Origin of the sequence: Clostridium sp. AF32-12BH (assembly GCF_003477935.1) — a bacterium.
GTDB lineage: Bacteria > Bacillota > Clostridia > Lachnospirales > Lachnospiraceae > Brotaphodocola.
On the sequence record NZ_QUEH01000004.1, the window covers coordinates 198,365 to 221,405 of the forward strand.

Sequence of the window (23,041 nt, forward strand, 5' to 3'; positions counted from 1 at the left end):
TTGCCCGATTATAAACAATAACAATTTGATTAACTTTAATAGGGTCGTGTGAGTTGCCTTTCGGCAACTCGCACGACCCTTGTCATATGTTAATATTGTTTATTTGATTTTATCCCCAAGGATTCGCGTCCAGTAGTCGCGTGTCTCAGCGACAACAACACCGCTGAGTGCCAGCAGTGCGATCAGGTTCGGCAGTGCCATCAGCGCATTGAAGATATCGGCGATGGTCCACACGGCTTCTACGGTCATAAACGGTCCGATAAAGATCGCGAGTATGTACAGGAACCGGTAAGCCATGACTGCTTTCTGGCTTCCGTTTGACAAATATTCCAGACAGCGTTCCCCGTAGTAGTTCCATCCGATGATGGTGGTAAATGCGAAGAAGATCAGGCACATCATCAGGAGAAATGCGGAAAACTGCGGCGGGATCGGAAGTCCCTGCTGGAATGCGCGGGTGGTTACGGCAACACCTTCCAGTCCGACGGTGTGGGAACCGGTCAGGACGATGCAAAGACCAGTCATGGTACACACGATAATGGTATCGATGAAGGTTCCGGTCATGGTAACCAGACCCTGACGGGCCGGTTCTTTGGTCTGTGCGGCAGCGGCAGCGATCGGAGCGCTTCCGAGTCCAGCTTCATTGGAAAAGATACCGCGGGCGATTCCCTTTTGCATGGCAACAAGAACTGCACCAAGTGCACCGCCAGCAGCTGCCCGGAGCCCGAATGCACTCTGGATGATCTCGGCAAATGCAGCCGGAATGCGGGAAGCATTCAGAACCAGAATAACGACGCAGGATGCAATGTAGAAGACTGCCATAAACGGTACTACAATAGAAGAAACACTTGCGATACGCTGAATACCGCCAAGCACGACCAGAGCCACGCAGATGGTTAAGAGGATGCCGGTTACGACAACAGCGATGCTGTAATCATGTCCGAAGAGGTTGATCACATGCACATTGTTTTTATCGAAAAAGTCTCCGGCAGCAGCGGTAATGCCGTTTACCTGGGTGAAAGTACCGATTCCGAGGAGACCGACACCGGCACCGAAGAATGCGAAAACCTTACCGAGCCAGCGCCAGTTTTTGCCCATTCCGTTTTCGATATAGTAGAATGGTCCGCCGAGTACATGACTGCTTTCATCAACAACACGGTATTTGATGGCGAGAACACCTTCGGAATATTTGGTTGCCATACCGAATAAGGCTGCGATCCACATCCAGAACAGGGCACCTGCGCCGCCTGCGACCAGGGCAGTTGCGACACCGACGATGTTGCCGGTACCGATGGTGGCGGACAGGGCGGTGCACAGGGCTGCAAAGCTGCTGACCTCACCGTGGCCTTCGCCTTCATTCTGGAACATGTACTTACAGGCCATGCCCAGCTTGTGGAACTGGATGCCGCGCAGGCGGATCGTTAAGAAGATTCCGGTTGTCAGAATCAGGACGATCAGGGGAACGCCCCACACAAAGCCATCCAGCCAGTTCAGAAACGCACTTACATTAGTTAACATAATACTCACTCTTTCTCCCATAGGGGTTTTGTTTGATAGAAGCTCTGGGGGAAGAAAACCGGAAGAAAACCAGTTTTTGGTAAACAAAAAAGGAAGTATTCCAACTGCGTGACTGCAGATGAAAAACTCCCTCTAAAGAGTGTGGAAAGACGGATGCATTGCTGCATCATGTGCTCTGTCCTTTTGCCTGAGAGATTGGCACGTTTCGTGCTGTACACCTTCGGCGCTCCATACATGAGACTCTCCAGAGTTTGCTTCTTGCAAAGAAGCATAGACGATTTGCTTTAGAAATGCAAGTGTATTTTCAAAAAACAGGAAAAGTCTTTGAAAAAATACAATTTTATAAAGTACTGCTTGCAGATACTTATAAGAAATGTGTATAATAGAGGTTCCAGGGCATTTAGGCCCTTACATGAAAGAGGAAAACATATGAACAACGAAAAAGATTTTTTGGGGACAGAGCCCATCGGAAAACTGCTGCGTTCTCTGGCGGTTCCGACCATTACGGCACAGTTGATTAACATGCTGTACAACATTGTAGACCGTATTTACATCGGTCACATTCCAGAATCCGGCGCACTGGCGCTGACCGGAGTCGGAGTCTGCATGCCGCTGATCATGATCGTTTCGGCATTTGCGGCATTGGTGGGAAGCGGAGGCGCTCCGCGTGCTTCCATCCACATGGGAAAGCAGGATTACGATCAGGCAGAGAAGATCCTTGGAAACTGTTTTACGCTGCAGGTGGTAATTTCCGCGATCCTGACCGCCATTCTGTTTTTGTTTAACCGGAAGCTACTTCTGGCTTTTGGTGCCAGCGAAAACACGATTGACTATGCAGTCAGTTACATGAATCTGTATTCCCTTGGAACGATTTTTGTGCAGCTGACACTCGGCATGAATATGTTTATCACGGCCCAGGGATTTGCAAAAACCGGGATGCTTTCCGTGCTCATCGGCGCGGTTACGAACATTGTTCTGGACCCGGTATTTATCTTTGGAATGCACATGGGAGTCCGCGGAGCCGCGCTCGCGACTGTCATTTCCCAGGCAGTTTCTACCATCTGGGTTCTGGCATTTCTGACCGGAAAAAAGACACGATTGAAGATCCGTTTCAGTACAATGGGGCTGAATCCATCCATCATTCTGCCATGTGTGGCTCTGGGTGCAGCGACCTTCGTTATGCAGTCCAGTGAGAGTGTGATCTCGGTCTGCTTCAACTCGTCTTTGTTAAAATACGGCGGCGATATTGCAGTAGGTGCCATGACGATCTTAACCAGTGCCATGCAGTTTGCGATGCTTCCGCTGCAGGGACTTGGTCAGGGTGCCCAGCCGATCATCAGCTACAATTACGGTGCACGGAATGCAGACCGTGTAAAGGGCGCATTTAAGCTTCTGTTAAAGGTAAGCCTGACCTATTCTGTCCTGATCTGGCTGTTTGTGGAGCTGGTTCCGCAGGCTTTTGCAGGGATGTTTACTGCGGATGCAGAGCTTCTTGCTTTTACGTCCCGCGCACTTCGTATTTATATGGGCTGCATCTTTATGTTTGGCATTCAGATCGCCTGCCAGATGACCTTTACCTCCATTGGTTTTGCTAAGGAATCCATCATTGTGGCAGTAACCAGAAAGTTTATTCTCTTACTTCCGCTGATCTACATTCTTCCGCATGTACTGGTAAGCGATCAGACTATGGCGGTTTATACAGCAGAACCAGTGGCAGATTTCCTGGCAGTATCGTTTACGATACTCTTATTCAGACGGCAGTTTAAGAAGGCTTTGAGCACGCTTGAACAGTAACAAGGTGGCATATTTCGTCAAAAACACAGCGGAATATGCCACCTTTGTGGTTCTGGAAAATATTGCGTGTTATAGTGTTTTCAACAGAAAATGGCATAGAGCCAGAGGGGATATTTACTTATGGATCTTGGAACATTTTATGAGAAACACAAGCAGTTTTACTATTGGTTTTTATATCGGAAATTGAAAAATACAGGGCTGCCATATCATGCGGAAGACATCATTCATGATGCAGTTGTAGCCATTATCGCGAATGAAAAACATCTGGAAATCTTTGAAAATCTGACAGAAAAACAGGCAAAACAATATTTTAAAACGTGTCTGGTCAACCGGCTGATCGATACCATACGGCAGGAAAAACGGAGGCAGGAACAGCTGGAAGAACTGGAAAAGACAGAAATGACAGTACTTAACCGGGAAATACATGTATGCCGAATGGAAACTGCGGTCATCGAAAAAATGGATCTGGAGAATTGTGCACCTGCTGTTTTATGTCTTTTTAACAGCCGGGAAATGGAACTGATCCGTCTTGTCTTTTTGCAGGAACTTCCCTATCGGGAAATAGCAAAAAGAGACCGTGTGAAGGAAAGTGCCATTGCCATGCGGGTCGTGAGACTTCGAAAAAAGATTCGGAAAATATGCCTGAAACAGCATGTTTTTGACGAATTTGTGGAAAAGAAAATGGAAATGCTGCGGATCTGTTCATAAGTTCAGGAAAGCAGCAGTTGCTGTATAGAAATTACAAAACTGAAAAATAATTCGATTAAAAAAATATTTTTCTGCCTTGTCAAGCGGAAAAACTTGTGATATTATGATGTCAATTTTCAGAGAAACATTTCTGAAAGAAAACCAAACAAATGGCAGTGAAGGAGACTCTTGCCAGCAGGACTTCGACAGGAAGAGGGCGTCACCGACTGAGAGCGCCGTCAGGTTGGACTCTGGCTCACAGGGAACACTCCGGAGCCGGTATTTCGAAAGACATAGACTGTTAAACGGTTCAAGTTGCCAGTCATGTGCGTAGGGGTATCCGTAGGACACACGTTACGTGTCTTAAAAGAGTGGAGCCGCTTTCGTTCAAAGGGGAAAGAAAGTCAGGTCTCAATGCGGGTGGTACCGCGGAACATAACAAAATCATAGTGTCCCGTCCCGGAATATGTAACAGTATTCCGCGACGGGATTTTTTGTGTTACATATCAGAAATTCACCAACGTGTATTTCCTGATAGTTTCCCCAAATTCCTTCCGGAATACAGAACCACCACATTCAGGTAAGGAGAGAACAGCATGGAATTTTTAACAGGTGTAAAGGAAAAGGAAACCATCGGAATCAGCGAAATCTTAAGCGGAGATTATGTCGGAAAGGTCGTAAAAATGAACGGTGCAGTCCACAACATCCGTGATATGGGTGAGTTTGCATTTGTCATTTTGCGCAAGGCAGAAGGTCTGGTGCAGTGTGTGTATGAGGAAGGAAAAACCGACTTCGATCTAAAAGAACTGAAGGAAGAATCCGCTGTGGAAGTGACCGGTGTGGTTGCTTTGGAAGAGCGTGCCCCACAGGGATTTGAACTCCGTCTTACCGGTATCCGGGTATTGTCCCAGCCGTCCGAGGTTATGCCGATCGCCATCAACAAATGGAAGATGAATACCTCCTTAGAGACACGTTTAAGTCTCCGTCCGGTATCCTTAAGAAATGTCCGCGAACGTGCAAAATTCAAAGTTCAGGAAGGTATTGTGCGCGGTTTCCGTGAGTTTTTGTCCAGTCAGGGATTCACCGAAGTGCATACCCCGAAGATCGTATCCCGCGGTGCGGAAGGCGGCGCAAACGTCTTTAAATTAAACTATTTTAACAAAAAAGCAGAGCTTGGACAGAGCCCGCAGTTCTACAAACAGATGATGGTCGGCGTGTTTGACCGCGTATTTGAGGTGGCTCCGGTGTTCCGTGCCGAGAAGCACAACACCACCCGTCATTTAAACGAATACATCGGACTGGATTTTGAGATGGGTTACATCGACAGCTTTGAAGATGTCATGGCGATGGAGACCGGATTCTTAAAATACACCATGGAGTTGTTGAAAAAAGATTACAAAAAAGAGCTGGATATGCTTGGCGTAGACCTTCCATCCATCACTCAGATCCCTCAGGTACGTTTCGACGAGGCAAAGCAGCTGGTATCGGAAAAGTACAACCGGAAGATCCGCAACCCATTCGACTTAGAGCCAGAGGAGGAAGTGCTGATCGGCCGTTATTTCAAGGAAGAGTTCGACAGCGATTTCGTGTTTGTCACCCATTATCCATCGAAAAAACGTCCGTTTTACGCCATGGATGACCCGGCAGATGAGCGTTTCACCTTAAGCTTTGACCTGTTGTATAAGGGTCTGGAAATCACCACCGGAGGTCAGCGTATCCACGATTACCAGATGATCCTGGAGAAGATGGCAAAGCGCGGAATGGACCCGGAAGACATCAAGGATTACCTGATGATCTTCAAATATGGCATGCCGCCGCACGGTGGTCTTGGCATCGGCTTAGAGCGTCTGACCATGCGTTTGTTAGATGAGCAGAACGTGCGCGAAACCTCACTGTTCCCGCGTGACGTGACCAGACTGGAACCGTAATCAGTTTGGAAAAAGGAAGCGGTGAGACTGCGAAAACACTATGGAAATGGAAGTTTCTGTGACAGTGCCGGTGCAAACGAAAAATGCCATGGCAGTTGGAGGAACAGACAGAGTGCCGGAGCAACCTGGAAACCGGCAGGAAAGGATTGAAAATATGGCAAATATCATCAGCGATGAAACCATCGAATATGTAGGAATTCTGGCAAAACTGGAACTCTCGGACGAAGAAAAAGAGGCTGCAAAACAGGATATGGGCCGGATGTTAGACTATATCGACAAGTTAAACGAACTGGATACGACCGGAGTCGAGCCGATGTCCCATGTATTTCCGGTGACAAATGTGTTCCGGGAAGATGTGGTAACCAATGGAGATGAGCGGGATAAGATCCTGCTGAATGCGCCGGAGCAGAAGGATGGAGCATTTAAGGTTCCGAAGACGGTGGAATAAAGGGAGGAAACGACGTGAGTATCTTAGATTTAACAGCGGTAGAACTTGGAAAAAAGATCAAATCCGGCGAGATCACGGCAGTGGAAGCCACAAAGGCAGCCCTTGCGCAGATCAGGGCACTGGAGCCGGTATTAAATTGTTATGTGACCGTAGATGAGGAAGGTGCGTTAAAGCGTGCCGGAGAAGTGCAGAAGCAGATGGAAGACGGAACATTGACCGGCCCGCTTGCCGGTGTTCCGATTGCTATTAAGGATAATATGTGTACAGAGGGCCTGCTGACAACCTGCAGTTCCAAAATTCTGGATAACTTCAAGCCGACTTACACGGCCGAGGCAGTAAAAAACCTGGAGGCAGCAGGTGCTATCATTCTTGGTAAGACAAACATGGATGAGTTTGCCATGGGAAGCACCACCGAGACTTCTGCTTACGGCGAGACGAAAAACCCGTGGAACCCGGAACATGTGCCGGGCGGTTCCTCCGGTGGTTCCTGTGCGGCAGTGGCAGCAAATGAGTGCTTCTTCGCATTGGGCTCCGATACCGGTGGTTCCATCCGCCAGCCGAGTTCTTTCTGCGGTGTCACCGGCATCAAGCCAACCTACGGAACCGTTTCCCGTTATGGCCTGATTGCCTATGGTTCTTCCCTGGACCAGATCGGACCGGTCGCAAAGGATGTGACGGACTGTGCTACGATCCTGGAAGCAATTTCTTCCTATGATAAGAAGGACAGCACTTCCATGAAAAGAGAGGACTGCGATTTTACCTCTGCCCTGGTGGACGATGTAAAGGGCATGCGCATCGGCATCCCGCGTGATTACTTTGGCGAGGGCCTGGATCCGGAAGTGAAGGATGCCATCTTAAAGGCAGCAAAGGTTCTGGAAGAGAAGGGCGCTATTGTCGAAGAGTTTGACTTAAGCCTGGTAGAATACGCCATTCCGGCTTATTATGTCATCGCTTCCGCAGAGGCAAGTTCCAACTTATCCCGTTTCGATGGTGTAAAATACGGACACCGTGCAAAGGAATACGAGGGTCTTCACAACATGTACAAAAAGAGCCGTTCCGAGGGCTTTGGCCCGGAGGTAAAACGCCGTATCATGCTTGGTTCCTTCGTTTTAAGCAGCGGCTATTACGATGCTTACTATTTAAAGGCACTCCGCACGAAGGCGCTCATCAAGAAAGCCTTTGACCAGGCCTTTGAAAAATACGATGTCATTTTAGGACCGGCGGCACCGACCACCGCACCGAAGTTAGGCGAGTCCTTAAGTGATCCGCTTCAGATGTATCTGGGTGATATCTATACCATTTCCGTAAACCTGGCAGGACTTCCTGGCATGACCGTTCCCTGCGGAAAAGATTCCAAGGGACTGCCGATCGGTCTGCAGCTGATCGGAGACTGCTTCAAGGAAAAGAACATCATCCGCGCCGGTTATGCGTATGAGTGCAGCAGAAGCTACGAAACACCGGAACTGGCGAAAGAGGCAGAAGCAAAGCTGGATGGAGAGCCAGTTATGGCGAAAGCGGCAGAAGCGAAGCTGGACAGAGAGCCGGCCGTATCAAAACAGGCAGAAGCAAAAGCAGCAGAAAAGGAGGCGCAGTAACATGAGCAAACAGTATGAGACCGTCATTGGCCTGGAGGTTCACGTAGAACTGGCGACCAAAACCAAAATTTTCTGCGGCTGTTCCACCGCATTCGGCGGTGCGCCAAACACCCATACCTGCCCGGTCTGCACCGGTATGCCGGGTTCCCTTCCGGTTTTAAACAAGCAGGTTGTAGAGTACGCACTGGCAGTCGGACTGGCTACGAACTGCGGCATCAACCAGTACTGCAAATTCGACCGGAAAAACTATTTCTACCCGGATAACCCGCAGAACTATCAGATCTCCCAGCTGTATCTGCCAATCTGCCATGACGGCTGGGTCGAGATCGATACCGCTGCAGGTAAGAAAAAGATCGGTATCCACGAAATCCACATGGAGGAGGATGCCGGAAAGCTGGTCCATGATGAGTGGGAAGACTGCTCTCTGGTTGATTACAATCGAAGCGGTGTTCCGTTAATTGAGATCGTGTCCGAGCCGGATATGCGCAGCGCTGACGAGGTCATTGCCTATCTGGAAAAACTTCGCCTGATCATCCAGTACCTTGGCGCTTCCGACTGTAAGCTGCAGGAGGGCTCCATGCGTGCGGATGTCAACCTCTCTGTCCGCGAAGTGGGCGCACCGGAGTTCGGTACCAGAACTGAGATGAAAAACTTAAACTCCTTCAAGGCCATTGCCCGTGCAATCGAGGGCGAGCGTACCCGCCAGATCGAGTTGATCGAGGATGGCAAGAAGGTCATTCAGGAAACCCGCCGCTGGGATGACAACAAGGAATCCTCCCATGCGATGCGTTCCAAGGAAGATGCGCAGGATTACCGTTACTTCCCAGACCCGGATCTGGTTCCGGTATGGATTTCGGATGAGTGGATCGAGCGTGTGAAGGCTGCACAGCCGGAGCTTCGCACCGAGAAGCTGGCACGCTACGAGAGTGAGTACGGACTGCCACAGTACGATGCGGAAATCCTGACCGGATCCAAGCATCTGGCCGATGTATTCGAACAGACGGTAGCACTGTGCGGCAAGCCGAAGGAGGTTTCCAACTGGCTGATGACAGAGGCTATGCGCCTGTTAAAAGAGCAGGAGCAGGAGCCGGAAGACATGAAGTTCTCTCCGAAGAATCTGGCAAAGCTCATCAGCCTGATAGAGAAGAACGTTATTAACCGTACGGTTGCGAAGGATGTGTTCGAGGCTGTGTTTAAGGAAGATGTGGATCCGGAGCGCTATGTCGAGGAACACGGCTTAAAGGTGGTAAATGATACCGGTGCATTGACAAAGACCATCGAGGAGCTGTTAGAGAAGAACCCGCAGTCCGTTGCAGATTTTAAGGCAGGAAAAGAGAAAGCCATGGGCTTTATCGTAGGTCAGACCATGCGTGCCATGAAGGGCAAGGCAGACCCGGCTGTGGTGAATCAGCTGGTGCGTGAACGGATGTCCCGGTAAAAAAGACAGTTTTCACTCAGATGTCTTTGCAGGAAAATCAGAGACAGAAATCGAATATATATTCTATTAAATTTGTGAAAAATGCGATTGTAATACCGATATATTTCGTGTAGAATGGAATGCAAACCAAGAACACCGGGTGTCAGCGCCTGGGTGAAGAAAGGGAGTACACAGCTGATGAGGAGGAAAAAGAAGATGCAGCCATATGCAGAGATGAGCACAGAGGAACTGCAGGAGCTCAGAAAGCAGCTTTCTGTCCAGTACAAAGAGTTTCAGGGAAAGGATTTAAGACTGGACATGTCCAGAGGTAAGCCAAGTGTAGAACAGCTGGATCTTTCCATGGGAATGATGGATGTATTAAGCAGCAGCGATGACTTAACCTGTGAAGACGGAACCGACTGCCGTAACTACGGTGGACTGACAGGAATCAAGGAAGCCAAAGAGCTGATCGGAGACATGATGGAGGTAGCTCCGGATTACATCATCATTTACGGCAATTCCAGCTTGAATGTTATGTTCGATACCGTATCCCGCTCCATGACTCACGGCGTAATGGGATGTACTCCGTGGTGCAAATTAGATAAAGTGAAGTTCCTTTGCCCGGTACCGGGTTATGACCGTCATTTTGCCATTACCCAGTATTTCGGCATTGAGATGATCAATGTTCCGATGACTCCGGATGGCCCGGACATGGATATGGTGGAAAAACTTGTGGCAGAGGATGACAGCATTAAGGGTATCTGGTGCGTGCCGAAGTATTCCAATCCGACCGGAACCAGTTATTCTGATGAGACTGTCCGCCGCTTTGCAAGACTGAAACCGGCCGCTCCGGATTTCCGTATTTACTGGGATAATGCTTATGGCGTACATCATTTATACGATCACGATCAGGACCACCTGATTGAGATCCTGGCAGAGTGTAAGCGTGCCGGCAACCCGGATATGGTTTACAAATTCGCTTCCACCTCAAAAATCAGCTTCCCAGGTTCCGGTATTGCAGCCATCGCAACCTCCCGCAACAACCTGGAGGATATTGAGAAGCAGTTGAAATTCCAGACCATCAGCCATGATAAGGTAAACCAGCTGCGTCATGTCCGTTACTTTGGTGATATCCATGGCATGGTAGAGCATATGCGCAAGCATGCGGATATCCTGCGTCCGAAGTTTGAGGCAGTCATTGATACCCTGGAGCGTGAGCTTGGCGGTCTTGGTATCGGAACATGGACCAAGCCCAAGGGAGGCTACTTTATCGCCTTCGATTCCCTGGATGGTTGTGCAAAGGCTATCGTAGCGCGCTGTAAGAAAGCCGGTCTGGTTATGACCGGTGCCGGAGCAACCTATCCATATGGAAAGGATCCTCATGACACCAATATCCGTATTGCACCGTCCTATCCACCGCTGAGTGATCTGATCCTGGCAATGGACCTGTTCGCGCTGTGTACGAAGATCGTAAGTATTGATAAGATCCTGAAAGACCGGGAAGAGGCGCAGAAAGTACCGGAGCAGGCATAACGTGTTCTAAAAAATAGAAAAGAAAAAAGAAAAAATCCATGCCGTTTGCGTGTGAACGCAAGCAGCATGGATTTTTTTTCTGAAATACAGAACTCTGTTGTGCAAACGGATTGTCATTCACAGGAATGAGCACAGCCATGTGCAAAGAATGTCCCAAGGTATCATTGAAAAAAAGAAAGGCAGACGTATAATGGAAGTATAAGAAATGGTCAGTAAGCGCGCAAGAGTCTGTTTCTGAAATAGAGAATAAGGAGCTGGAACATTGAATAGAGACATTATTTATAAGGAACTTGTTCAACTGGATCTGGAAGCAGAAAGTACAGATGAGGTGTTTTCTATCCTGGCAGAGAAGCTGGAAAAAGCTGGATATATTCGTGCAGGATTTTTAGAAGCAATCAAGGAACGGGAAAAAAATTATCCTACGGCATTGCCGATTGAACCTTATCCGGTGGCAATTCCGCATACAGATCCTAAATGTATTGTAAAGCCTTTTGTTGCATGTGTTCGGTTAAAACATCCTATTCCATGGAGAGAAATGGCAGCAAATGAGATTATCCATCAGGTGAAATTTGCATTTATGCTTGGTTTCCAGGAAGCAGATGCAGGAGAAAGCCATATAGAACTTTTACAGATTCTGGTCAATAACCTGCAAAAGGTAGAACTGATGGAAAAACTGGACCATGCAAACACGGTTGAGGAGTATTGGAAACTGATTATATCAATGGATGGATTGGAGGATTCATAATGAAAAAGATTGTAGTAGCATGTGCGAGTGGAGTAGCAACTTCCCAGGCAGTAGCAAGTAAGGTAAACCGTCTTCTGAAAGAAAATCATGTGGATGCAGCAGTGAAAGCAGTAAACATTCGTTCTCTGGATACGGAATTAAGAGACAGTGTGGCATATATTTCCATTACAAAAACGACAAAGGAATATCCGGTTCCGGTAATTAATGGAATTGCATTTTTAACCGGAGTAAAACAGGCAGATGAATTGAATAAACTGATTGAACTTTGCAAATAGCAGGAGGAAATTATGGAGATACTTACTCAGATAGTAAACTTTTTTCTGGGCCTTGGGGCGTCAGTATTTGTTCCGTTTATTATGATCATTGCCGGATTGATCGTGAGAATGAAAGTTAAAGATGCGATTTCATCTGGTATTACATTGGCCGTAGCCTTTACTGGAATGAACCTGATTATCAGCTTCATGAAGGATTCCCTGAATCCGGCGGCACAGGCAATTATGTCAGCAACGGGCATGTCATTTCCGGTTGTTGACGGTGGATGGACTACTATGGCAACTATTTCCTGGTCCTGGCCGTACGCATTTTTAATGTTTCCGCTGCTGATCGGAATCAATGTGTTAATGATCCTGTTAAATAAAACGAATACGATCAATGCAGATCTGTGGAATGTATGGCTGAAAATCTTCACAGCAGTTGCAGTGGCATCCATTACAAAGAGTGTTATTCTGGCATTTGTGGTGGCAGCAGTGCAGGTTGTGGTAGAATTGAAATCGGCAGATGCCAACCAGCATAGAATCGAAAAATTAACAGGAATCCCGGGAGTGACCTGTACGCATACAACATTAACCTTTTGTGCAGTTATGTATCCGATTGCCTGTCTGCTGAAGAAAATTCCGGGTATGGATCGCAAGTTCGATACGGAAACTCTGAGAAACAAGTTTGGTATTTTTGCTGAGAATCATGTGCTGGGATTTATTTTAGGATGTTTATTTGGTGCGGTGGCAAGATATGCTTTTGCTGATGTGCTGATCCTGGGTGTAAAGTCGGCGACTGCCATGACACTTTTCCCGGTAGTAGCTAAGTATTTTATGCAGGCATTATCACCTATTTCTGAGGCAATGAGCGAATTTATGAATAAGAAATTCGAAGGAAAAGAGCTCAACGTTGGTCTTGACTGGCCGATTATGGGAGGATGCAACGAAATCTGGCTTACGATTCTCTGGAGCATTCCATTTATGCTGTTGTTTTCCGCGATTTTACCTGGAAACGGAATTCTTCCGTTTGCCGGCCTGATGGGCTCATCCCTGGCAGTTCCAGCATTTCTTGTAACACAGGGAAATCTGATTCAGATGTTTATTCTTGCGGCAATCAGCTGTCCCATCTTTTTATGGGTGGGAACTGCATTTGCTCCGTTTATGACAGAGCTTGCAACGGTTACCGGAAGTGTATCACTCAATGCAGGAGAACTGATCAGTAACAGCCTGATCAATGGACCGGTATTTACATATTCTATTTCACACGTGTTCCAGTTCCTGCAGGGCAATTTTATTCCGCTGATCATTTTAGTGGTTTGGTTTGTATGCTTTATTTCTTATTATAAAGCACTGAGAAAGGAAGAAGCCGAAGATCTGGCCCGGGAAGGGGAAAATTAGTTCTGAAAGGAGAGATTGAAGGTGTACCTGGATCAAAGGGGAGTTAAGATATTAAAGATGATCGTGAATGATCCGTCAGTTTCAGGAAAAGAACTGGAACAGTCCTTGGGGCTGAGCAGGAAACAGATCAGCTACAGTCTTGGAAAAATTAACGATCACCTGAAAAAGAATGGTTTCGAGGAAATCAAATGGCTGAAAACGGGGAGATTTCTGGTTTCACTTGCGGTAATCAGGGAGTATCAGTCAGAAGATTCGAAAACAGCCGAGTACACCTATGTTCTCTCAGATGAAGAACGATACAGCTGGCTGACCTTACGTCTGTTATGTCACACAGAAGAATTGTCTACATATCATTTTACAGATGAATTGAAAATCAGTAAAAATACGTTGATGAGTGATCTGAAACGGGTTCAGGAGATTATGAAATCTTATGGCCTGGAGCTGAATTACGACAGAAAGCGTGGATATGTGGTTTATGGAGAGGAATATGACAAGCGTGGATTGATTATCCAGGCATTAAGGGAGAATTTGAATATTCCTGGAGGCGAGGAACGTCTCGCTGTGGTTTACCACATAAAACAGACAGAGCTGGAACAGCTGAGATCAGATATAAAAGAAATAGAAGAGAAGCTGTCTGTCTGTTATGCAGATGAACGGATGAAAGAATTTCCATATATTCTGGCATTCCTTTTACGGCAGATTCGGAACGGATGCCTGCTGCAGAACTTGCCGGAATCCTGCAGGCATGTAACCGGCACCAAAGAATATATGGTTATGTCCTCTTTTAGCATAAAACATGGAATTGACAGTGAAAAAGAAAAAATCTTTTTTACAATGCAGCTCCAGATTTCCAAGTATTCCAGCCGGAATGAAGCAGGGGAAAATCAGGCACAGCTGAAAGCAGCAGCACAGGATGCGATCAAGTGCTTTGAACGGATCAGTTGTGTACAGATTTCTGATAAGGAAGGTCTTTTGGAGGCATTGTTACAGCATTTACAGCCGGCGGTATACCGGATCCGGTATCATTATCATGTGCAGCCTGATATCTCAGATATGATTCTTCCGAAATATCAGTATTTGCACGAAATTGTAAAGCTGTCTGTATTTCCATTGGAAACGCTGCTTGGAGAAACAATGCCGGATCGTGAAACGATTTATATAACCGCATTGATTGGAGCATGGCTGCGAAAGGAAGGTCTTCTAGGAACCATGCAGCCAAGAAAAAAAGCAGTTGTTGTATGCAGCAATGGAATTACAGTGTCGCATTTTTTACACATTACATTGGAAGAAATGTTTCCGGAAATTGAATTTACAGCTTGCCTTTCCATCCGTGGATTCGAAGAATATCAGAAAGATTTCCAGATTGTTTTTACAACGACAAGATTAAACACAGACAAGATTCAGTTTGTGGTAACCCCTTCATTTAATGAGTACACAGGAAAGATTTTTCGTCAAAAAGTACTTCGGGAGCTGGAGGGAGTCAGCTATGAAAATGTAACGACAGAAGGGATTATGGCTTTGATAGAGCGTTACGCAGTCGTTCAGGAACGGGATAAACTGGAAAAAAGCCTGCACCAGTATTTGTCATCATTTTCCGGGAAAGCATATCCGGAATTGCGGAATGAAGGACTTTGCCTGCGGGATCTGCTGAAGCCGGAAAATATAGAATTTGCGGCGGAGGTTTATCCATGGGATGAGGCAATTCGAAATGCGTCCAATGTTTTATGGGAAAACGGAAGCATTGAGCTGCGCTATATTAATAAGATGATCCGGCTGATTCAGGAAAATCAGCCATATATCATGCTGGCGGATGGTGTGATTGTTGCGCATGCAGGTGTAGATGACGGAGTAGCCAGGCCCGCAATGTCACTTTACCGAATGCCAGAGAGAATATCAATAAATGGATATATGGACGCAGATATCATTATGGTTTTGGCTACTCCGGATAAAACGATCCATTTAACAGCGTTGTATCAGCTGATTCATCTTCTGGAAAATGAAGTTAACTTAAATAAGATCCGGATGGCTGAAAACCCAGAAAAACTGGTACAGCTGATTGAATGGGAAAGCAGTCTGAAAATATAGGATGGAGGAATTGTGGATATGTCAGATGCATTACAAAAAGCAAAAGAGGAAGTCTTATGGGGCTGCCGTCTGATGGTGGAAAGAGGTTATCTGTTAGGAACAGTGGGAAATCTGAGTGCCAGAGCGGATGGGACAGATCTGGTCGTTATCACACCGACAAGTCTGCCATATGATACGATGACAGAAGATGATCTGGTTGTGGTAAATCTGAATGGAGAGATAGTCTCAGGAAAGCACCAGCCATCTATTGAGTGTTCCATGCATTTGGGGGTATATTGGGCACGTCCGGAACTTCGGGCCCTGGTACATACCCATTCAAAATATGCAACGACGGTTAGTTTGATTAAGGGACTGGATATCATGCCGGCAATTGACACCGAACAGTCTCTGTATCTGGGTGGAGATATTAATATTGTTCCGTTTGCATTTCCCGGATCCAAAGAACTGGCTGAATATGTAAAGGATGGAATTGGAACCACTGCCGGGCTTCTGATGGCAAATCATGGAGCGTTAGGAGTAGGGATTTCCATGAAAGATGCAGTAATTGCATCCGATATTATTGAACGCAACAGCGAGATGTATCTGCTGTTAAAAGCGGGAGGATTCGATTATAAACCAATGACAGAGGATTATAAGGTGTTTGTAAAAGAAAAATCAAAAAAGAAGCGTCAGGTTATTAGTGCTTAACAGAGAGAGTTGAAAAGGGGCTGCCACAAAATCATCCATATGAGATGATTTTGTGACAGCCCCTTTGATTTCTTAGTGCAAATCTACCGTACTATTGAGTTCTTGTGCCATTTCCTGCCAATGGTCCATTCTGCGCTTTAATTCAGCCTTACTTTCTTCATCCTCACGGAATGCAATCGCAGTCCATGGCATCTCATCTAATGCCTGTACAACCCTTTTGCGCGTTGGCTTAACATATTACATGAACTCCTTCCTATGTTAATGGGTTACGAAATAAATGGATTACTGACAGGTGTAAACGTTAACTGCCTCATCCAGTGCTTTCTGGGAAAGCTCCTGTCCGATACCAGGACGATCTGGAACCTCGTAAGCACCATTAACCGGTTTGATATCTTCGTACATACCAAGGTCACGCATATCTTTCTTGATTGCACCCTCGTGAACTTCATGGATTAAGAAGTTCGGGATAACAGCTTCAACCTGCAGGCTGGCAGCAGTAGCAATCGGGCCACCGCAGATATGGAGCTGTACGGCTGCATCATAAATGTTGGCCATATCACAGATCTTTTTTGTTTCGGAGATACCGCCGCAGATGGTAAGGTCAGGCTGGATAACCTGAAGGACATGTTTCTCAAGAAACTGACGGAAGCCCCATCTGGTGTAGATACGCTCGCCGCTGGCAAGAGCAATACGCGGAAGTGCTTTGTGGATTTCCAGCATATTATCAACGTTTAATGGGTTACATGGTTCCTCGTAGTAGTAGATGCCAAGAGGTTCAAGTCGCTCACCTAACTGGATGCCGGTGTTCATATCCGGGTAGGAGTGAGTTTCGATGATAATATCAAGATCCTTGCCGCCAACTTTTCTCATGGCTTCGGTACGCTTGTAGCAGGTGTCTAACATCTTCTCACTGAGTTTACCGCGCATCTTCCAGTTCGGGTTCATAGCTTCACGAGCCCATTTACCATCAGAAGTAACACCCATTGGATCCACCTTGATTGCATCGTAGCCATCTGCCAGAGCATCCTCGGTCGCTTTTGCATAATCATCCGGATCAGTTAAAAATAAATGTTCCGGCCCCCAGCCGAACTGCAGCTGGCTAGCGTAAGCGCGGATTTTGGAAGTGGTCTTGCCACCTAACAGCTGATATACAGGCATGTTGTATGCTTTGCCGGTAATATCCCACAGAGCGGTATCAATGGCACTCATACCAGCATTGATTACGGTACCACCGCCCATGCCCCAGAAGGTGGAACGGAAGATGGTCTCCCAGATCAGCTCCGGTTTTAACGGATCCATACCGATAATAAGCTGCCCATAGTCGCGTGCGATTCCGACTGCTGCATAATGAGCGACACCGTAGGATAATCCAACTTCACCATATCCGTAAATCTCGGTGTCTGTGTTGATTCTTACGCAGACAACTTTTCCCATTACATTTGGTTTACATTCAATGACATTAACACTGGTAATTTTCATACAAATACACTCCTGATTTAGATAATTTTAACAGGTATGACAGAAGTATAAGATGTATTACAAGTTACTTATTATACAGGCATGCTAACACGAAGAAGATGAAAAGTCAAGCGTGAATCGAAAAATATTATGATTCCAGGGTTGGATAATAGTGGATGGAACGGCTGCGTGATGCCATGATTGCTTTGGTAAATCGATCCATATCATTGGCACGGATACTTTCTAAGAGCTCCCGGTGATGTTCCAGAACCAGAGAATATCCGCCCGCATGTTTTACGGATAACTCTACGTTGTGCTGTATGGTGTCGTCAATCAATGATTCAACAGCATCGTAGATCATAAACAGAAGATGGTTGTCACCCAATCCGCAGATAGCACGGTGAAATTGGATGTCTGCCTCATGAAATGCATTCTGATCGTTGGCATTTGCAGCGCTTTCCATAGTCTGGTCCAGCTGCTCCAGTTCCTGTATCTTTTCTGGAGTAACGTTTGATGCAAAAGCGAGGCGCGCGCTTCCTAACTGGAGAATGGCACATAAGTCATTAATTTCATTTGGCTGCTGACCAAGCAGTTTCATTCTATATAATTCAGAAAAATAAGAGCGCAGGCTGAAGTTGCGGACAAAGGTACCTTCTCCGGTGCGGGTTTCCGTGAGACCCATAGCACAGCAGCGCTGGATTGCACTGCGCAGAGACATACGGCTGACTTCCAGGGATGCAGCAAGTTCGGTTTCAGAAGGAAGCTTTTCGCCTGGTTTCCAGGTTCCATGGATGATTTCGCCCTGAATGTAATCAAAAATCTGATCCACAAGGCTGGATTTAACAAATTTTTTCATGATATTCTCCTCAAGTCTAGCTGTTATACAAGTATATTTATGAACAGCATAACAGGATTGACTGAGGAAAGCAAGTAAAATTTATTTACCGCAGTTGATTTACGAAGCAATATTCATGCCAATTAGAAAAAGAAAATCATGTAGGATATTGAAAACATTGCATGAAATATTTCAAAAAACGTCAAAAATGCTTGACAAGTAGAAGTGGTGTTTTGATAATAGGCAGCATCTTATAACCTATTAAACTAGTATGCGAATGTGTTAAATAAAATGAAATTCACTATTGCAAAATAAAAAGAAGTATGATAGTATACCTGTATAACAGGATGACAGAAATACAAGAAAAACTAGAGGAAAGGTACAGACTATGAGATTTCAATTAGTCGGAAGTCATATGTGCCCCAATACGCTTTATGCAATCATAAAGTGTAAGGAAGCTGGTGTGACATTTTCGTTTATGGATATTTCATCCAGTCTTGCAGATTTAAAACGCTTTCTGGCATTACACGAACATGATGAAGTTTATGAAAGTCTTCGAGAAATATCTGGAAAAGAAGATTACATGGAAAGTGGTCGCGTTGGATTGCCATGTTTCATTTTTGAAGACGGATTCAAAACATTGGATCTGGAAACAGCATTGAACAAAGCAAAAACAATATAAAAAGGGAGAGTACAAAATGAGAAAGAACATGATGAAAAAAGCGGTTGCATTCGGGTTATCTGTAGCGGTAGCAGGTTCTCTTGCGGCATGTGGAGGAAGCAAGACTGCAGACACAAAAGCAGCGGATACACAGGCTGCAGATGCGAAGACCGGGGAAAACAAGGGCGATGCACCGGCAGATTCCAGTGATGACAAGCCAGTAACGTTAAGACTGGCATCCAGCGTTTCGGCAAAAGAACTGGAAGATCGCAACACAGGTATGTCTGCAGGCTTGATGACCTGGGTAGATACCGTGGAAAAAGAATCTGGCGGAAGCATTACCGTAGATGTTTTCCCGGATGGACAGCTTGCCTCCGGAACCGACGCAATTGTAAATGGTATCCAGACTGGCGCATTTGAAGTATCCCATTTCAATACCGGAAGCTGGGCAGAGTATAGCAATGCATTTGCAGAGCTGAATGTTCCTTATTTATTCTCAAGTTACGATGATGCACATAAGATTCTGGAAGGCGAGATTGGTCAGAAGATGAAAGACCAGCTGGAGCAGGATGTACCTGGTGTAAAACCGCTTGCTTATATTTCTATCGGTTTCCGTCAGATGACAGCTTCCAAACCAATTCACACGGTAGCAGATATGAAAGGCTTAAAAATCCGTACTATGAACGATACCCTGCAGATTGCAGCACTCGAAGCTATGGGATGTGCAGTAACTTCCGTGCCGATCAGTGAACTGTACAGCGCACTGCAGACCAAGATGGTAGATGCTCAGGAAAACCCGTTATCTACAATCTATTCCCAGAAGTTTTATGAGGTTAACCCATATGCATGCCTGACTTCCCATTCCTATACTTCTACGTTTGTATTCATGAATGCGGATAAGTACAACAGCCTTTCTGATAACCAGAAAGCAGCGATCGACAAAGCAAATGAGGCAGCTGTAAAAGCATCCAAGGAAGCAGCGATTAAGGCAGACGATGAATACAAGAAACTTCTTGAGGATGAAGGCATGACCATTTATCAGCCGACGGATGAAGAACTTCAGGGCTTCAAAGATGCAGCAAGCACTACATGGGAGAAAGCAAAAGAAGTTATGGGCGAAGAGCGTTACAATGCCCTGATGGAAGCAGTAGGTGTTTAATTTCCGGTAAAACCTGAATACGAAGGAAAATAAAAGACTGCCGGAGACATTGTGCTCTGGCAGTCTTTCAAAACAGAAAGGAACAGATATGGACAAGAAAAAGTTCGACTTAAAGAATTTCATTGTAAATATCGATCAGTATATTAGTGCAGTGTTATTTATTGTGATTATGTGTCTGCTGTTTTTGCAGGTAGTAAGCCGCTATGTGTTTCATCATTCCTTCACCTGGACTGAGGAACTTTCCATCATTCTTTTTGTATGGATGACTTATCTTGGCGTTTCCAGTGCGATTACTTACCGTAAGAATCTGCGAATCGATGCATTGCTGAACGTACTTCCGTTCAAAGTGAAAAAAGCATTGCTGATTTTAGGAGATGTGATCTTCATTGTGTTTAACATTTATCTGATTTTCCCATTTATGGAACTGATTCAGAGCATTGGTTCTTCCAAAACCCCCATTCTTGGAATTCCGAAAGCAATCAGTTACTGGCTGATTCCGTTTATTCTGGTTGTAAGTGTAGTGAAACTGCTTGGAGATATCGTAAAACTTTTACACGAAGACGAAAAACGCCTTGGTGCATCCAAGCCGTCTCTGGATCTGGATTCCTGTGAGCGTGAGTATCAGGAAAGAATTGCGAACAAAGGAGGAAGAGCATAAGTATGGATTTGTTAATTTTATTTGGCAGTATGGTTGTGTTCTTTGCAATCGGTGTTCCGATCGGAATTTGTCTGATCTTTCCGTGCTTCATTTTACTGTTTTTTAACCAGGTAACTTCTGCATCATTCCTGGCACAGAGCTTTTACACGGGTGTTGCAAGTTCTTCGATGATTGCACTTCCGTTCTTTATGATTTGCGGTAACATCATGGATAAGGGCGGTATTTCCAAACGCCTTGTAAATGCAGCAAATAACTGTATTGGCGGTATTACCGGTTCCCTGGGTATGGTTACGATTCTGGCCTGCATGCTGTTTGGTGCAGTATCCGGTTCTGCGGTTGCTACGGTAGCGGCAATTGGTGCGATCATGCTTCCAGAGATGGTAAGAAACGGATATGACAAATACTATGCAACCGGTCTGGTTGCGGTAGCAGGCGGTCTTGGAATCATCGTTCCGCCGAGTTATCCGATGGTTATTTATGGTGTAACCAACAATGAATCCATTGGTGATCTGTTTATTGCAGGAATTGTTCCGGCACTGCTGGTTGGCGGTCTTTTAATGATTGTAAACTATATCTACTGCAGAAAACATGGAATCAAAGGCGAAAACCATTTCGAACTTAAGGTAGCATTGAAAGGTTTCTGGGATGCAAAGTGGGCATTGTTCATGCCGGTCATTATCCTGGGCGGTATCTATGCCGGTATCTTCACGGCAACAGAGGCATCAGTTGTAGCAACGGTTTACGGCATTATCATTGGCTGCTTTGTATATAAAGAGGTTACCTTTAAGGAACTTTGGGGACAGTTCAAATCTACCGCAACATTCTCTGGCGGTATGATGTGGACGGTTGCACCGGCTACTGCGATTGGTTTGATTTTTGCGTATATGGGAATCAATAAAGCAATTGCTGCATTCTTCCTGGGTATTACCACCAATACATATGTTGTAATGCTGCTCGTGACGGTAATTCTGTTCTTTATTGGTATGTTCATGCAGACGACTCCGGCTATCGTTATTTTCAGCCCGGTTCTTTTAAATGTTGCCAAGGCTGTTGGCGTAAGCTCTCTGCAGTTTGGTATCGTTATGACACTTGCTCTTGCAATTGGCTTCTGTACACCGCCTGTGTGTGCAAATGTCTTTGTTGCACAGAGTATGACGGGTATGCCGATGGATAAGATTGTTAAACCGGCAATCCCATTTATTGCGGTATTGATTCTTGCCCTGATTCTGGTAGCATTTATTCCAGGATTATCAACAGGACTGCTTGGAATCTTAAATTCTTTTAAATAAGGTAAGAAACGGCATATAAAATAAATGCTTTACAGCAGGAGGAAAAAAGGATGTTGAGTCAGAAAGCGAAAGAAATGTTCGCAAAACTGGAATTGGAATATGAACCGGTTGCGCTTCACTATTTACCGACGAAACCGGAGGGAGTACCGCATTTTGAGGGCGACAAAAAATATGCATTCTGCGAATATGTGCGCGAAGTCCAGAAAACCGGCAAGACGTTTTATATTACAAAAGAAGATGATGCATGTTATGGAAAAATGGCTCTTGGCATGATTCCAAAACCGCCGGTTACAGCCAGTGGTCAGGCTGGCGCAGATTTTGAGATGTACCGCAGCCCTGCCGGGTGCAGAAAATTGTATCAGGAGCTTCCGGTTATTGAACCAGGTACAGTAAATTACGTCGTATTTTCACCGGTCAAAGACTGTCAGTTTGACCCGGATATGATCATGTGCATTGCTGATGTGGAAAAAGCGGATATTCTGATGCGGGCGACCAGTTACATTTCCGGAGATTTCTGGGAATCCAAATCCTCCCCGGTAATCAGCTGTTCCTGGATGTATGCATATCCGGTTATAACAGGAAAAGTAAACCACATTACCACCGGTTTTTATCATGGTTTGAAACGCCGCAAAGCATATCCTGCAGGTTTACGCATGATTTCCATCCCGTTCCAGAAGATCGATGAGGTTGTGCAGGCATTGGATGAAATGCCGTGGACGGCCATCGCATTCCGGGAAGATGAGGAAAGCAAAGCAGAATTAAAGCGCAGAATGGATCATTGGCAGGAAATGGCGAAAGAACTGAATAGTACGGTTGATTTAAAGTAATAATAGAGTGAACGTAATAGGACCGTGGAAGCTGCCTTCGGCAACTTCCACGGTCCGTCGTTTTTGGC

Annotated in this window: 20 protein-coding genes and 1 riboswitch; of the genes, 17 read left to right on the forward strand and 3 right to left on the reverse strand. The window is 45.8% G+C overall.

Going from position 1 to position 23,041, the window contains the following annotated elements; translation table 11 throughout:
- Positions 1 to 99: 99 nt before the first annotated feature.
- Positions 100 to 1,515, reverse strand: coding sequence for a sodium:alanine symporter family protein (locus DWZ40_RS05580; protein WP_118541542.1), 1,416 nt, complete (start codon positions 1,513 to 1,515; stop codon positions 100 to 102).
- A 165-nt stretch (positions 1,516 to 1,680) separates the two neighbouring features.
- Positions 1,681 to 1,773, reverse strand: a riboswitch (glycine riboswitch).
- A 171-nt stretch (positions 1,774 to 1,944) separates the two neighbouring features.
- On the opposite strand from DWZ40_RS05580, the gene DWZ40_RS05585 reads away from it, so the two are divergent.
- From DWZ40_RS05585 to DWZ40_RS05640, 12 genes are all read left to right on the forward strand, one after another.
- Positions 1,945 to 3,309: an MATE family efflux transporter gene (locus DWZ40_RS05585; RefSeq protein WP_118541544.1), complete on the forward strand. Its 1,365-nt coding sequence runs from the start codon at positions 1,945 to 1,947 to the stop codon at positions 3,307 to 3,309.
- 120 nt (positions 3,310 to 3,429) lie between these two features.
- Positions 3,430 to 4,017 (forward strand): sigma-70 family RNA polymerase sigma factor, encoded by a 588-nt coding sequence (locus DWZ40_RS05590; protein ID WP_118541546.1) that lies wholly within the window; start codon positions 3,430 to 3,432, stop codon positions 4,015 to 4,017.
- Positions 4,018 to 4,592: 575 nt separating this feature from the next.
- Complete coding sequence (aspS, locus tag DWZ40_RS05595; protein WP_118541548.1) at positions 4,593 to 5,924, forward strand: aspartate--tRNA(Asn) ligase; 1,332 nt, start codon at positions 4,593 to 4,595, stop codon at positions 5,922 to 5,924.
- A gap of 154 nt (positions 5,925 to 6,078) precedes the next feature.
- Positions 6,079 to 6,372: an Asp-tRNA(Asn)/Glu-tRNA(Gln) amidotransferase subunit GatC gene (gene gatC, locus DWZ40_RS05600; protein WP_118541725.1), complete on the forward strand. Its 294-nt coding sequence runs from the start codon at positions 6,079 to 6,081 to the stop codon at positions 6,370 to 6,372.
- A 14-nt stretch (positions 6,373 to 6,386) separates the two neighbouring features.
- Positions 6,387 to 7,967 (forward strand): Asp-tRNA(Asn)/Glu-tRNA(Gln) amidotransferase subunit GatA, encoded by a 1,581-nt coding sequence (gatA, locus tag DWZ40_RS05605; RefSeq protein ID WP_118541550.1) that lies wholly within the window; start codon positions 6,387 to 6,389, stop codon positions 7,965 to 7,967.
- A gap of 1 nt (position 7,968) precedes the next feature.
- The gene (gene gatB / locus DWZ40_RS05610; RefSeq protein WP_118541552.1) at positions 7,969 to 9,405 is read left to right on the forward strand and encodes an Asp-tRNA(Asn)/Glu-tRNA(Gln) amidotransferase subunit GatB; all 1,437 of its coding nucleotides are present in this window, start codon (positions 7,969 to 7,971) and stop codon (positions 9,403 to 9,405) included.
- A gap of 195 nt (positions 9,406 to 9,600) precedes the next feature.
- Positions 9,601 to 10,917 (forward strand): aminotransferase class I/II-fold pyridoxal phosphate-dependent enzyme, encoded by a 1,317-nt coding sequence (locus DWZ40_RS05615; protein ID WP_118541554.1) that lies wholly within the window; start codon positions 9,601 to 9,603, stop codon positions 10,915 to 10,917.
- Between the two features lie 262 nt (positions 10,918 to 11,179).
- Entirely contained in the window at positions 11,180 to 11,662 is a 483-nt protein-coding gene (locus DWZ40_RS05620; RefSeq protein ID WP_118541556.1) for a PTS sugar transporter subunit IIA, read from the forward strand.
- On the forward strand, positions 11,662 to 11,937 hold the full coding sequence (locus tag DWZ40_RS05625) for a PTS sugar transporter subunit IIB (protein WP_118541558.1): 276 nt from the start codon (positions 11,662 to 11,664) through the stop codon (positions 11,935 to 11,937). Before DWZ40_RS05620 ends, DWZ40_RS05625 begins: the two co-directional genes overlap by 1 nt.
- A gap of 12 nt (positions 11,938 to 11,949) precedes the next feature.
- Complete coding sequence (locus DWZ40_RS05630; RefSeq protein WP_118541560.1) at positions 11,950 to 13,314, forward strand: PTS transporter subunit IIC; 1,365 nt, start codon at positions 11,950 to 11,952, stop codon at positions 13,312 to 13,314.
- 21 nt (positions 13,315 to 13,335) lie between these two features.
- Positions 13,336 to 15,399 carry a BglG family transcription antiterminator gene (locus tag DWZ40_RS05635; protein ID WP_118541562.1) on the forward strand — a complete coding sequence of 688 codons (2,064 nt, stop codon included), beginning with the start codon at positions 13,336 to 13,338 and terminating at the stop codon, positions 15,397 to 15,399.
- A gap of 18 nt (positions 15,400 to 15,417) precedes the next feature.
- Positions 15,418 to 16,086 carry a class II aldolase/adducin family protein gene (locus tag DWZ40_RS05640; protein WP_118541564.1) on the forward strand — a complete coding sequence of 223 codons (669 nt, stop codon included), beginning with the start codon at positions 15,418 to 15,420 and terminating at the stop codon, positions 16,084 to 16,086.
- A gap of 282 nt (positions 16,087 to 16,368) precedes the next feature.
- On the opposite strand, the gene DWZ40_RS05645 is transcribed toward DWZ40_RS05640, so the two are convergent.
- Together DWZ40_RS05645 and DWZ40_RS05650 are read right to left on the reverse strand one after the other, a co-directional pair.
- The gene (locus DWZ40_RS05645; RefSeq protein WP_118541566.1) at positions 16,369 to 17,565 is read right to left on the reverse strand and encodes a mandelate racemase/muconate lactonizing enzyme family protein; all 1,197 of its coding nucleotides are present in this window, start codon (positions 17,563 to 17,565) and stop codon (positions 16,369 to 16,371) included.
- Positions 17,566 to 17,692: 127 nt separating this feature from the next.
- A complete protein-coding gene (locus tag DWZ40_RS05650) occupies positions 17,693 to 18,400 on the reverse strand; it encodes an FCD domain-containing protein (RefSeq protein ID WP_118541568.1) in 708 nt (235 codons plus the stop codon).
- Between the two features lie 457 nt (positions 18,401 to 18,857).
- Between DWZ40_RS05650 and DWZ40_RS05655 the strand changes: the two genes are divergently transcribed.
- The 5 genes from DWZ40_RS05655 (at position 18,858) to DWZ40_RS05675 (ending at position 22,973) form a co-directional block, all read left to right on the forward strand.
- Positions 18,858 to 19,061, forward strand: coding sequence for a hypothetical protein (locus tag DWZ40_RS05655; protein WP_118707763.1), 204 nt, complete (start codon positions 18,858 to 18,860; stop codon positions 19,059 to 19,061).
- Positions 19,062 to 19,077: 16 nt separating this feature from the next.
- Positions 19,078 to 20,199, forward strand: coding sequence for a TRAP transporter substrate-binding protein (locus DWZ40_RS05660; RefSeq protein WP_118541572.1), 1,122 nt, complete (start codon positions 19,078 to 19,080; stop codon positions 20,197 to 20,199).
- Positions 20,200 to 20,287: 88 nt separating this feature from the next.
- Positions 20,288 to 20,857: a TRAP transporter small permease gene (locus DWZ40_RS05665; RefSeq protein WP_118541574.1), complete on the forward strand. Its 570-nt coding sequence runs from the start codon at positions 20,288 to 20,290 to the stop codon at positions 20,855 to 20,857.
- A gap of 2 nt (positions 20,858 to 20,859) precedes the next feature.
- A complete protein-coding gene (locus DWZ40_RS05670; protein ID WP_118541576.1) occupies positions 20,860 to 22,146 on the forward strand; it encodes a TRAP transporter large permease in 1,287 nt (428 codons plus the stop codon).
- A gap of 50 nt (positions 22,147 to 22,196) precedes the next feature.
- Complete coding sequence (locus DWZ40_RS05675) at positions 22,197 to 22,973, forward strand: DUF169 domain-containing protein (protein WP_118541578.1); 777 nt, start codon at positions 22,197 to 22,199, stop codon at positions 22,971 to 22,973.
- Positions 22,974 to 23,041: the final 68 nt, after the last annotated feature.

Excerpts from the sequence above, each read along its gene's own strand:
- DWZ40_RS05645 (WP_118541566.1), bottom strand. The coding sequence starts at position 17,565 with ATGAAAATTACCAGTGTTAATGTCATTGAATGTAAACCAAATGTAATG.
- aspS (WP_118541548.1), top strand. The coding sequence starts at position 4,593 with ATGGAATTTTTAACAGGTGTAAAGGAAAAGGAAACCATCGGAATCAGC.
- gatB (WP_118541552.1), top strand. The coding sequence starts at position 7,969 with ATGAGCAAACAGTATGAGACCGTCATTGGCCTGGAGGTTCACGTAGAA.
- DWZ40_RS05640 (WP_118541564.1), top strand. The coding sequence starts at position 15,418 with ATGTCAGATGCATTACAAAAAGCAAAAGAGGAAGTCTTATGGGGCTGC.
- DWZ40_RS05590 (WP_118541546.1), top strand. The coding sequence starts at position 3,430 with ATGGATCTTGGAACATTTTATGAGAAACACAAGCAGTTTTACTATTGG.
- DWZ40_RS05650 (WP_118541568.1), bottom strand. The coding sequence starts at position 18,400 with ATGAAAAAATTTGTTAAATCCAGCCTTGTGGATCAGATTTTTGATTAC.
- DWZ40_RS05615 (WP_118541554.1), top strand. The coding sequence starts at position 9,601 with ATGCAGCCATATGCAGAGATGAGCACAGAGGAACTGCAGGAGCTCAGA.
- DWZ40_RS05660 (WP_118541572.1), top strand. The coding sequence starts at position 19,078 with ATGAGAAAGAACATGATGAAAAAAGCGGTTGCATTCGGGTTATCTGTA.
- DWZ40_RS05675 (WP_118541578.1), top strand. The coding sequence starts at position 22,197 with ATGTTGAGTCAGAAAGCGAAAGAAATGTTCGCAAAACTGGAATTGGAA.
- DWZ40_RS05630 (WP_118541560.1), top strand. The coding sequence starts at position 11,950 with ATGGAGATACTTACTCAGATAGTAAACTTTTTTCTGGGCCTTGGGGCG.
- DWZ40_RS05670 (WP_118541576.1), top strand. The coding sequence starts at position 20,860 with ATGGATTTGTTAATTTTATTTGGCAGTATGGTTGTGTTCTTTGCAATC.
- DWZ40_RS05580 (WP_118541542.1), bottom strand. The coding sequence starts at position 1,515 with ATGTTAACTAATGTAAGTGCGTTTCTGAACTGGCTGGATGGCTTTGTG.
- DWZ40_RS05655 (WP_118707763.1), top strand. The coding sequence starts at position 18,858 with ATGGATATTTCATCCAGTCTTGCAGATTTAAAACGCTTTCTGGCATTA.
- DWZ40_RS05665 (WP_118541574.1), top strand. The coding sequence starts at position 20,288 with ATGGACAAGAAAAAGTTCGACTTAAAGAATTTCATTGTAAATATCGAT.
- DWZ40_RS05585 (WP_118541544.1), top strand. The coding sequence starts at position 1,945 with ATGAACAACGAAAAAGATTTTTTGGGGACAGAGCCCATCGGAAAACTG.
- DWZ40_RS05625 (WP_118541558.1), top strand. The coding sequence starts at position 11,662 with ATGAAAAAGATTGTAGTAGCATGTGCGAGTGGAGTAGCAACTTCCCAG.
- gatC (WP_118541725.1), top strand. The coding sequence starts at position 6,079 with ATGGCAAATATCATCAGCGATGAAACCATCGAATATGTAGGAATTCTG.